This window comes from Streptococcus sp. ZY171113 (assembly GCF_057748235.1).
Window position 1 is genome coordinate 434,365 of the sequence record NZ_CM173243.1, and the last position, 10,785, is coordinate 445,149.

Sequence of the window (10,785 nt, forward strand, 5' to 3'; positions counted from 1 at the left end):
GCTATTTTCCCAAATCGGTGTTGGGCAACGGTAAGGGCTGAAGTTGGAGCGAGTGAGAGTATGATAAGGGAGAAGAAAATGACGAGAAAATGAGAAGTTTAGCTCTTTTGACTTTCAATTTATTGGCATTAGTAGCTTGTGGTAAATGAGTTGGACCGCAAGAAGTGGGGAGTTCGTCCTCACACCGTCGTGGCAACTTCTTATTTTGAGTAGCCGTGACGGGGAAAAAGGCCGAAAGGTCTTTTTTTCTGTATTTTTTCTGAAAATATTTTCCTTACTAGGGACTTGTGCTTAGATAAAACAAAAACCGAATGATCTTTTAAAAAATACAACAAAAAGTTTGTTTATTGTTGTTTCGCTTATTTTTCGAAGAATAAGCTGATTTCTGAGTGAAAAAATAGCGAACTTTGCCATCTTGTGCTATAATGGTAAAAATATTTCTAACAGAACGAGGTGTGTCATGACCGTTTATAATTTTTCAGCAGGACCAGCTGTCCTGCCCCAAGAAGTGCTTAAAAAGGCCCAGGCAGAGTTTCTGGACTATGCAGGCTCAGGCATGAGCGTTATGGAGCTGTCCCACCGAGCTCCTGAGTTTGATCAGATTATTAAGGACGCGGAGAGCTTGCTCCGTGAGCTCATGGCCATTCCTGACAACTACAAGGTCCTCTTCCTACAAGGCGGGGCGTCGACCCAGTTCTCTATGATTCCCCTCAATCTTGCCCTGGGCAAAAAAGCTTATTATCATGTAGCTGGTTCTTGGGGCAAAAAGGCCTATACTGAGGCGGTTTTGCTCTCTAAAACCCTACCTTTTGAGCCAATCTTGTTGGCCTCATCAGAGGACAGCAACTTTGACCACGTGCCAAGCTTTGACGCTTCTAGCATTGATCCCGAGGCGGCCTACGTCCACATCACGACCAACAACACCATCGAGGGGACGAGCATCTATGAGGTGCCGGATACCAATGGCGTGCCTGTCGTGGCGGACATGAGTTCCAACATCCTGGCGGCCCAGTACCGAGTGGAGGACTTTGGCATGATTTACGCGGGTGCCCAGAAGAACATCGGGCCTGCGGGCGTGACCATCGTCATCATCCGTGAGGACTTGATTAACACGACGCCTGCCCTGTCGTCCATGCTGGACTACAAGATCCAGGCCGACAACGACAGCCTCTACAACACCCCGCCGACCTTTGGTATCTACATGGCCAAGCTGGTCTTTGAGCACGTCAAGGCTCTGGGCGGTGTTGGGAAAATGGCAGAGCTCAACCGAGAGAAATCTGGTTTGCTCTATGATTACATCGAAGGGTCTGATTTTTACCGCAGTCCAGTGGTCAATCCAGCTGACCGTTCGGTAGCCAATATCCCATTTGTGACGCCGAGTGAGGAACTGGACAAGCTCTTTGCTAAGGAGGCAGAGGCTGCTGGCTTTAAGAACATCAAGGGCCACCGCAGCGTGGGTGGCATGCGAGCCAGTCTTTACAACGCCTTCCCGAGTCAGGGTGTGGTGGATTTGATTGCCTTTATGGCAGACTTTGCGGAGAAACACGGCTAATGGAGATTAGGCTTGCCCACCCTAACGAGGTGGACCGTATTTTAGAGATTATCGCAGACGGCAGACGCTACATCGTTAGCACTGGCAGCGACCAGTGGCAAAACGGCTATCCTGACCGTGAGGTTATTGTGGCGGATATTCTGAATGGCTATGGCCAGGTGGCTGTGGTTGATGGTCAGGTGGCGGCCTATGTGGCCTTGACGGGTCATGACCCTGCCTACGACCAGCTCCTGTCTGGGGCTTGGACCCACCCAGAAAAAAGAGACTACCTGACCTTCCACCGCTTGGCGGTGGGGGAGGCTTACCGTGGCCAAGAGGTGGCTCTGGCCCTGCTGGAGGGTCTGATGGAAGTCAGTCAATCACGGGAATTTCGAGCCGATACCCACCAGCTCAACCAGGCCACCCAGGGGCTCTTGACCAAGCTGGGCTTTGTCCACATCGGCCAGGCCCTCTTGCCAGATGGGGAGCGGTTGGCCTATGAGAAGGTCGCAAACGAGCTGACAAAGGAGCACAAATGGGCAGAGTGATATCAAAAGACCTCTTTCTGGGTGGTTTTTGGTACCGGTTTGACGACGGTATCAAGGAACATTTTAATCCAGGTTTATTTGGAGGTTATTCTGGAGACAAGGGGTCTCGGATTGAGCCAGCCTTTTTCGGTGGCTACAAGGCTATTCGCTCTGATGGCCATACCGAGACAGCCAAGATATAGTGACACATCAGTGCATACAGACAAGGAGAATTCATGGTATTCAGCGTAAAAACCTACAACAACATCAACAAGATTGGTCTAGCGGAGCTGGGCAATGCCTTCCAGGTTGACGGCGACCGTTCTGACAACCCAGACGCCTACATCATCCGCAGCCAAAACCTGCACGGCGTTGACTTGCCAAGCAACCTGAAAGCTATCGCCCGTGCGGGTGCAGGGACCAATAACATCCCAATCGATGAAGCAACCGCAGCTGGTATCGTGGTCTTCAACACGCCAGGTGCCAATGCCAATGCGGTTAAGGAAGCTGTTCTGACCTCACTTTTCTTGTCGGCTCGGGATTATTTTTCAGCGACCAAGTGGGCCAATACCTTGACAGGGGAAGATGTGCCCAAGCAAATCGAAGCAGGCAAGAGCCAGTTTGCGGGAACGGAGATTGCTGGCAAGACCCTGGGCATCATTGGTTTGGGGGCTATCGGGGCTCGGATTGCCAACGATGCCCGCCGTCTGGGCATGAACGTCTTGGGCTATGACCCTTATGTCTCTATCGAGACGGCCTGGAGCATTTCCAGCCACGTCAAGCGGGTCAATGACCTGAAAGAGATTTTCACCCAGTCTGACTACATCACCATCCATGTGCCGCTCACGCCAGACACCAAGGACACCTTTAACCGCTCTGCCTTTGCCCTTATGAAAAAAGGAACGACCCTGATCAACTTTGCCCGTGCGGAGTTGGTGGACCACGCTGCCCTTTTTGAGGCCCTGGAAACGGGTGTCATCAAGCGTTACATCACCGACTTTGGGACCGAAGAGCTCCTCAATAAGCCTGGCATCACGGTCTTTCCGCATGTGGGTGGCTCAACTGAGGAGGCCGAGCTCAACTGTGCCATCATGGCCAGCAAGACCATCCGCACCTTCCTGGAGACGGGGGAAATCACTAACTCGGTTAACTTCCCTAATATGCACCAGGTTCTGGACGCCCCTTATCGGATTACCCTGATTAACAAGAACGTGCCGAACATCGTGGCCACCATTTCGACGGCTGTGTCAAACCTGGGCATCAACATCGACAACATCATCAACCGGTCCAAGGGTGATTTTGCCTACACCATTTTGGACCTGGACGAGAGCGACAAGGCCAAGATTGATCAGCTGGTGGCTGCCTTTGAGGCCGACGCCAACATCGTCAAGGTTCGCCTGATTGAAGGCCGCTAAATTCTAGCCCTGGTCCGCCTTGCGGAGCGGGGCTTTTTTTGGTATCATTTAGGAAAATAGCAGAGCGGAGAAATTAATCATGTTTTTTGATGAGGATAAAAAAGAGCAAAAACGGGTGAAGCAAGCAGAGGCTCTTGAACAACAAGCCTACCTTAAAGAGCGGTTTGAGGTGGTTCATTTTGTTCCTGAGGGTATGGCCACAGCACCGTTTTACATTCGGGATAGGGAAACAGGGGTGGAATACCTGCACCTTAATGGGGCCATCACACCCCTGCTAACTCCAGACGGCAAGCCCAAGGTGAGACCATGAGCCTTTTCAAACTGATTTACCCCTCGCCCATCGGTGACTTATCGATAGTGGCGGATGAGGTTGGTCTGGTTGGCATATGGTTTGTGGGACAGGCCTATTTTGAGCGAGGGCTGACGGTAGAACCTGAGCTGGGCCAATTGCCTATCCTTGACCGTGCTTGTGACTGGCTGGACAGGTATTTTGCAGGTCAGGAGCCTGATGTGGCCGACCTGCCCTTGTCAGCTAGGGGGACAGATTTCCAGAAACGAGTCTGGACAGAGCTGGCCACAATTCCCTACGGTCAGACGATAACCTATAAGGCTTTGGCTGACAAGCTCAGCTGCAAGTCTGCCCAGGCAATTGGCGGTGCGGTGGGGAAAAATCCCCTGGCCATTCTGATTCCCTGCCATCGGGTTCTGGGAGCGGACGGCAGTTTGACGGGCTACGCTGGTGGTCTGGACAAGAAAATCTGGCTCTTGGAACATGAGGGCCTAAGTCTGACATTGGCTGAATAGCTCAGCTATTTTCCTAAAAAATGAAAGAGAAAGAAAGTGGTGAAAAGATGACATATAGTTACTACGAATACCCTAAGTGCAGCACCTGCAAGGCAGCCAAGAAGGAGCTGACCCAGCTGGGACTGGACTTTACTGCCATCGACATCAAGGCGACTCCGCCCTCGGCTGAGGAACTCAAGGCCTGGATGGAAGCGACGGGTTTGGACCTGAAAAAATACTTTAACACCAGTGGCAACAGCTATCGGGCTTTGGGCTTGAAAGATAAGTTTGATAGCCTGACGGTGGATGAGGCCTTGGCCCTGCTGGCGGCTGACGGCATGTTAATCAAGCGGCCGCTTCTGATTAAGGACGGCAAAATCCTGCAAATCGGCTACAAGACGCCTTATGCAGACTTGGGCTTGGATTAAAAGTAAAAGACTGGGCAACCAGTCTTTTGTTATAGTTTGAAACTATATATTGCCTGATAAAATGGGTATTAGTCAGGAAAAGACCAATCTGCTATAATGAAATCATCTCTGAAATATACAGAAAAATCATGAAAGAGGATGATGTGATGACTAAAAAATACTTTGAACACGTTGGTAGCTTTTTGCGGCCAGAGGAATTGAAAGAAGCCCGTGCAAAATTTGCGGCTGGTGAGCTCAGTTTTGAGGAGTTGACAGCCATCGAAGACCGCCTGATTACTGATCTGGTTGACAAGCAGGTGGCCGCAGGTCTTGAAAAAGTGACCGATGGCGAATTTCGTCGGGCCAACTGGCACGTGGATTTCTTCTGGGGCTTTGAAGGCATCGCCCGCCACCAGTACGGGGAAGGCCTGCACTTCGTCGGGGTTGAAACCAACGACGACTCAGCCATCGTGACCGGAAAAATCAGTTTCAACAAGGACACTCATCCTTTCATCAACCATTTCCGTTTTGTCAAACAATTGGCTGACGAGCGTGGTGTGGAGGCCAAAATCACCATTCCTGCACCTGCCCAGTGCTTGATTGAACTGCAACGGGGAACAAATATGCAGGCAGCTTTGGCAGTCTACCCCAACCCAGCCGAATTGGCTCAGGATTTGGCCAAGGCCTACCAGGAGTCTATCCTGGCCCTCTATGAGGAAGGGGCTCGGACCATCCAGTTGGACGACTGTACTTGGGGAGCCATCATGGACGAGGACTTCTTCAAGTCAGTTATCAAGGGCGTGGATAAGGATTTCCTGCGGGAGAATTTCCTCCGCATCAACAATGCCGCCATTGCTGACCTGCCAGCTGATTTGCAAATCAACACCCATGTCTGCCGTGGCAACTACCAGTCAACTCACTTGACCTCTGGCCCTTACACGCCAGTTGCGGAGACCCTCTTTGGTCGTGAAAATGCCACTGCCTACTTCTTGGAGTATGACAACGACCGTGCAGGTGGTTTTGAACCTCTGGCCGAATTCAAGGACCCTAACAAGGTCGCGGTGCTGGGTCTCATTACGACAAAAGACGGTCAGCTGGAGGACAAGGAGACCATTATTGCCCGCATCAAGGAAGCTAGTCAATACTTGTCTCTGGACCAACTCTGGTTGGCCACCCAGTGCGGCTTTGCCTCGACAGAAGAGGGCAATATTATCACGGAAGATGACCAATGGAACAAGCTCAAACTCGTTAAAGAAATCATTGACGAGGTTTGGGGATAACACTAGAGCGTGAGTAAGTACAGCACAAGGCTAAAGCATTCTAAAACATTAATGTCCATCAAAACAATAAGAACTTCAAGGGGATAATAACGACGAAAAAATCAAAACTATTTGTTGTATTCACATTGCTTTCATTCCTCACGTCAACAGCTTCCCCATCTCTCATTTATGCAAACGAAGCAAGTCACATTCAGCGAATAAAGAGTCAACAGTTTAGTATAGTAGAACAATTGCTAGCAAGAGCATTACAACAAGCCGGTCTTGATGTTAGAACTGCAAATGCTGTGGCTTCAGTAGTTGTGACGGTAGCATGGTGGTTTGTATGATGAGATTACATGAACGATTAATCCAAAGATGGCAGAGGAAAAAATGGTTTCTTATTGGGAGCCTCACTCCTGCTCTTATCTACTGGATAATAAGATTCTGGGATTACCTTTTTGGCTAAGAAAGGGAAGAATAGGACAATTTCTTTTCATAGGAGAGTTACTGTCTTTATGAAAAACCAATGGAAGAAACTTAGAACCTGTATTCACATCTCAGCATTCACCTGACTGGCTAGTTTTGGCTCACTCTTTGTCACATTTTTTGGTAATACGGGCAGTATTTCTGCAAAAATGTTTCTCGATTGCACCAAAACTAGCCTAGTCAATCAAATACTTCGATTGTGAATACAGGTTCTTAACCTCGTTAAAGAAATCATCGACGAGGTTTGGGGATAAGAAAATCAGGTTTGGGGAATCCAAACCTGATTTCGTTTTTAGAGCTTGAGCACCATACCAGCCACAGCGGCCAGGATAATCAGCAAGATGGGATGGCATTTGCTGGTTTTATAAATCAGGAGCAGGGCTGCGGATAGGCCTAGCAGGGACCAGTTGAGGTCGGTCAGCCAGGCAGTGAGGTCTTGAGGAACCTGGCCCCAATAGGTGTTGAAGGCAAGTCCCAGCCCGGTGGTAAAAATCAGACCAGCAGAGGCCGGCCGCAGGCTGGCAAAGACCGACTGGACCAGAGGAGAGGTCTTGACCTTGTCTAGGACCTTGGATATGCTGAGGCAGACTAGGACTGAGGGCAGGGTCAGGGCCAGAGGGGCCAGCAAGGCCCCAGGAACACCAGCGGTTAGGTAGCCCACATAGGTGGCCATGTTGATGCCGATTGGACCAGGGGTGGATTCGGCCACGGCAATCATGTTGCTGATGTCGGTGCTGGTAAACCAGCCCGTTTCCTGACTTAATTCATAGAGAAAGGGTAGGGTGGCCAGGCCACCGCCGACGGCAAAGAGGCCGATTTTAGCAAAGGCGAGAACGAGTTTAATCAGCATGTTTATCTCCTTGTTTGAGGGCCAATCGCAGAGCTCCTAACAAGCCAACGGCCAGAACCACCAGGACGGGCGAGAGGCTGAGGAGGAGTGAGACCAGGGTGACCCCGATAAAGATGGCGACAGCCACCTTGTCCGTCAAGGCAGTTTTGGTCAGGCGGTAGATGGCGTCCCCAATCAAAACCACCACCCCGGCCTTGATGCCAGAAAAGGCATGCTTGACCAGAGCCAATTCTGAAAACTGGATTAAAACCGATGCCAGACCAGTGATGAGGAGAACGGGAACCAGAATCACCCCCAGGGTGGCCACAAAGGCCCCCAGGCTTCCAGCCACCTGATAGCCGACAAAGGTGGCCGTGTTGACTGCGATGATACCAGGTGTCACCTGACCGATGGCAAAAAAGTCGGTGATGTCCTCGTCGCTGGCCCATCCGTGGGTCTGGACGATTTCCCGCTGGATGATGGGCAACATGGCATAGCCACCCCCAAAGGTAAAACTGCCGATTTTCAGAAAGGCCCAAAAAAGTGACCAGAGCTTTGACATAACCGCCTCCTTTTGATGTGCTCCCTCTAGTCTAGCACATTTTCGAGGCAAGTGCCAGTTGGTTTTTTGGGACAATGGCTGAGCAGGCAACTTTTTTGCCCCTGTTCAGCTACTTATGGGCCACTTGAGCAGGGTTTGGACTTGACAGAGCAGAGCTTTTGACCTAGACTAGAAGCATGAGACTGACCACCCATCGCCTAACCAGAATTGCCCTCATGGCCGCCCTCTGTGTGGCCCTCCGCTATGCCTTTGGAGCCTTTCCAAATGTTAAACCCATCACCGCCATCTTTCTGGTCCTGACCATCAGCGGGGGTCTGCTTGATGCCTGGCTGGTCATGGCCTTGACCATGACCCTGACCGCTCTTGTCCTGGGTTTCGGCCCCTGGGTGGCCTGGCAGCTGGCTGCCTACACGGTGGTCTTGGGCTTGTGGAAATTTCTGGCCTATCCCTTAACAAGTTTAGTCAAATCTGATATAATAAAAAGGACAAGCCAGGTCAGCTTGGCTGGGGTTATGGGCATCATCTATGGCCTGGTCATCGACAGCCTGTCGGCAATCTTGTACAGTATGCCCATCTGGGCCTATGTCCTCAATGGCCTGGGCTTTAACCTGGCCCATGCCCTGTCCACCGCCATCTTTTACCCCATCATCACAACCATTTTTGCCCGCCTCGGGCCAGATATCGAAAGGAAAACTTATGAAAAAATTCATCTCTAACCTCTTTGCTTTAGTAGCTCTGCTTATTCTGACCGCCTGCGGTCAGGCCAAAACCGCCGATAGTGCCGCCAGTTCTGCCAGTTCAAGTGTCAGTGGGCCGACCGTGGAGCTGGTGGTGACCAAGCCTGACGGCTCTAAGAGCGAGACCGTGACCTTCGAGGAGGGCGACAGCGTGCTGGACATCCTGGATGCCGCCTACGACATCGAGGAGACCAACGGCTTTATCACGGCCATCGACGGCCTCAAGCAGGATGAGAGCAAGAAGACCTACTGGATGTACAAGGTCAACGGTGAGGTGGCCGATAAGGGGGCTGGCGAGCTGGAACCAAAGGCTGGCGACAAAATCGAGTTCTACCAAGAGAAATTTTAGCAGATTCCCATTTGGTGCGTTACACCATCTCTGTCCAATTTTGAGTTGAGCAATCCATCCCAGGGTTGCTTTTTCAACCCTCCAGGGATGCTCTGATCCCTTATATGGAAAAATCTTCGAAGCTTATGTGACTCAGAAAATTAGGAAATTATTCACGATTGGGCGGTTGAAACGTAGAAGCAGAGTGCCTGCTTGTTTGATGATTCGAAAAAATTCCGTTTGAGGCAGGATGCTTACTTGACGAAAATGGGCGAGAGTAGTAAGCTAGTTGTTATGGAGACCAACTGGAAAAGTCTAAATAATGAATAGTAGCAAGAAAATTGACCTTAAAAGTGCACCTGATGTTTAAGAAAGGAAACATCATGCACCTCTTCCTCTTAGGAGACAGCCTTTTTGCCCGCCATGAGGGCAGAGACCTGCCCCATATTGAGTATTCACTCAGAGAGCTTGAACCAGAGTTGACCATCACCAACTGGGCGGTGTCAGGAGACAATAGCCTTGACCTCTTGAGGCATTTGGTGACCAAGCCCTTGCCAGCTGCAGATTGGGTGCTGGTCTTTATCGGTGCCAATGATTTAGCCCAGCACAAGCAGGTTTTTCTGGGCGAGTATGAGGATAATCTTACGAAAATCCTTGCCCACCTCCGACAGGTTTTTCCAGCTGATCGGCTTGTCCTTTTGACACCCAGCCCAGTGGATGAGACAAAGCAAGCCTACCGCACCAACCGCCTTGTGGCCTATTATGGTCAGGTGGTTAAAAAGGTGGCGGAGCAGGCTGGTTGCCAGGTCTTGGACACGGTTGCCCTCTTTGAAGGGAGCCAACTGCCCATGCCTGACCTGCTCAGGGGCAGTTTGGATGACGGCCTGCATTTTGGCCGCTCGGCTTATGACCTCTTGGCCAGGGAACTGGTCGCACGCTTGACCATAGATTAGAAAGGGATGACCATGCAAACCCAAGATTTTTCAACCAACAAGTGGCTGGCCCTCAACCTGGATGACCCAGCTGACCATGCTTTTTTGCAGGACCGCTTGGCCATTGACGAGGAGTTGGCCAACTACATCCAGGACGCCAACGAGATGGCCCGCCTGGAGCATGACAGGGACCAGAACCGCCTGGTGGTCATCTACAACGCCATTCACCAAGATAAGATTGACCACAGCTACGACAGTAGCCCCGTTACCTTTATTGTCATTCCCAATCGGGTCATCACCCTGGTCACCGACCAGACAGCCTACCTCTTGGACCGCCTCAAGGTCATGCTGGCCAAGCACCAGCCCCAAACGGTTCACGATTTTCTCTTTTGGGCCTTTCTCTTGATTTCCAAGGACTACATCAAAATCCTGGACAAACTGGACAGGGAATTGACCCAGACCAATCACCTCATCCGTCAGAAAACCACCAAGGATAGGATTTTGGCCCTGTCCGACATCGAGATGAGCATGATTTACATCCGCTCGGACAGCAAGCAGAACGTCCTGGTTCTGGAGCAGCTGACCAGCCACCAGGCCACTCGCCAACTGAGCGAGGAGGAGCGGGAAAAGCTGGACGACGCCCTGATTGAGGCTCGGCAGGTTTTGGACATGGCAGAGCTGGGCACCCAGACCATGGGCCAGCTCTCAGCCACCTACAACAACGTCCTCAACAACCAGCTGAACGACACCATGAAAATCCTGACCGTTCTGTCCATCCTGCTGGCCACCCCAGACATCATCACAGGCTTCTTCGGCATTAACGTCCCCCTGCCAGAGTTTCTGGTCAACAGCAAGCTGGGCTGGCTCATGGTTATCGGCATTATTGGCATCGTCTTTTTACTGGTTTACCGCTTGGTGTTTAGCATTCTCAAAGAAAAATAGAGGATGTCGTTCTGTCCCGTACAGGACGAGGTCCTTTTCTTTTGGAA

General features: G+C 51.0%; 14 protein-coding genes. 12 read left to right on the forward strand and 2 right to left on the reverse strand.

Annotated features, from left to right (window positions below; translation table 11 throughout):
• The first annotated feature begins 460 nt into the window (after positions 1 to 460).
• From serC to AC3ARB_RS02215, 8 genes are all read left to right on the forward strand, one after another.
• On the forward strand, positions 461 to 1,552 hold the full coding sequence (gene serC, locus AC3ARB_RS02180; protein ID WP_488320933.1) for a 3-phosphoserine/phosphohydroxythreonine transaminase: 1,092 nt from the start codon (positions 461 to 463) through the stop codon (positions 1,550 to 1,552).
• The gene (locus AC3ARB_RS02185; RefSeq protein ID WP_488320934.1) at positions 1,552 to 2,079 is read left to right on the forward strand and encodes a GNAT family N-acetyltransferase; all 528 of its coding nucleotides are present in this window, start codon (positions 1,552 to 1,554) and stop codon (positions 2,077 to 2,079) included. The genes serC and AC3ARB_RS02185 overlap by 1 nt, the downstream gene beginning before the upstream one ends.
• Positions 2,067 to 2,261, forward strand: a complete 195-nt coding sequence (locus AC3ARB_RS02190; protein WP_488320935.1) for a hypothetical protein — start codon at positions 2,067 to 2,069, stop codon at positions 2,259 to 2,261. Before AC3ARB_RS02185 ends, AC3ARB_RS02190 begins: the two co-directional genes overlap by 13 nt.
• Positions 2,262 to 2,294: 33 nt before the next feature.
• Positions 2,295 to 3,473: a 3-phosphoglycerate dehydrogenase family protein gene (locus AC3ARB_RS02195; RefSeq protein ID WP_488320936.1), complete on the forward strand. Its 1,179-nt coding sequence runs from the start codon at positions 2,295 to 2,297 to the stop codon at positions 3,471 to 3,473.
• Between the two features lie 79 nt (positions 3,474 to 3,552).
• Positions 3,553 to 3,783 carry a DUF6440 family protein gene (locus tag AC3ARB_RS02200; protein ID WP_488320937.1) on the forward strand — a complete coding sequence of 77 codons (231 nt, stop codon included), beginning with the start codon at positions 3,553 to 3,555 and terminating at the stop codon, positions 3,781 to 3,783.
• Complete coding sequence (locus AC3ARB_RS02205) at positions 3,780 to 4,277, forward strand: methylated-DNA--[protein]-cysteine S-methyltransferase (protein ID WP_488320938.1); 498 nt, start codon at positions 3,780 to 3,782, stop codon at positions 4,275 to 4,277. Before AC3ARB_RS02200 ends, AC3ARB_RS02205 begins: the two co-directional genes overlap by 4 nt.
• Before the next feature lie 47 nt (positions 4,278 to 4,324).
• A complete protein-coding gene (locus tag AC3ARB_RS02210) occupies positions 4,325 to 4,684 on the forward strand; it encodes an arsenate reductase family protein (RefSeq protein ID WP_488320939.1) in 360 nt (119 codons plus the stop codon).
• Between the two features lie 146 nt (positions 4,685 to 4,830).
• A complete protein-coding gene (locus tag AC3ARB_RS02215; RefSeq protein ID WP_488320940.1) occupies positions 4,831 to 5,943 on the forward strand; it encodes a 5-methyltetrahydropteroyltriglutamate--homocysteine S-methyltransferase in 1,113 nt (370 codons plus the stop codon).
• A gap of 757 nt (positions 5,944 to 6,700) precedes the next feature.
• On the opposite strand, the gene AC3ARB_RS02220 is transcribed toward AC3ARB_RS02215, so the two are convergent.
• Entirely contained in the window at positions 6,701 to 7,258 is a 558-nt protein-coding gene (locus AC3ARB_RS02220; protein ID WP_488320941.1) for a chromate transporter, read from the reverse strand.
• Positions 7,248 to 7,799 carry a chromate transporter gene (locus AC3ARB_RS02225; protein WP_488320942.1) on the reverse strand — a complete coding sequence of 184 codons (552 nt, stop codon included), beginning with the start codon at positions 7,797 to 7,799 and terminating at the stop codon, positions 7,248 to 7,250. Before AC3ARB_RS02225 ends, AC3ARB_RS02220 begins: the two co-directional genes overlap by 11 nt.
• Before the next feature lie 176 nt (positions 7,800 to 7,975).
• Between AC3ARB_RS02225 and AC3ARB_RS02230 the strand changes: the two genes are divergently transcribed.
• The 4 genes from AC3ARB_RS02230 to AC3ARB_RS02245 all read left to right on the forward strand — a co-directional run bounded on the left by AC3ARB_RS02230 (position 7,976) and on the right by AC3ARB_RS02245 (position 10,738).
• Entirely contained in the window at positions 7,976 to 8,515 is a 540-nt protein-coding gene (locus AC3ARB_RS02230) for an ECF transporter S component (RefSeq protein WP_488320943.1), read from the forward strand.
• Positions 8,496 to 8,885 (forward strand): DUF4430 domain-containing protein, encoded by a 390-nt coding sequence (locus AC3ARB_RS02235; RefSeq protein WP_488320944.1) that lies wholly within the window; start codon positions 8,496 to 8,498, stop codon positions 8,883 to 8,885. Before AC3ARB_RS02230 ends, AC3ARB_RS02235 begins: the two co-directional genes overlap by 20 nt.
• Positions 8,886 to 9,226: 341 nt before the next feature.
• Positions 9,227 to 9,817: a GDSL-type esterase/lipase family protein gene (locus tag AC3ARB_RS02240; protein ID WP_488320945.1), complete on the forward strand. Its 591-nt coding sequence runs from the start codon at positions 9,227 to 9,229 to the stop codon at positions 9,815 to 9,817.
• A gap of 12 nt (positions 9,818 to 9,829) precedes the next feature.
• Positions 9,830 to 10,738, forward strand: coding sequence for a magnesium transporter CorA family protein (locus AC3ARB_RS02245; RefSeq protein ID WP_488320946.1), 909 nt, complete (start codon positions 9,830 to 9,832; stop codon positions 10,736 to 10,738).
• Positions 10,739 to 10,785 lie beyond the last annotated feature (47 nt).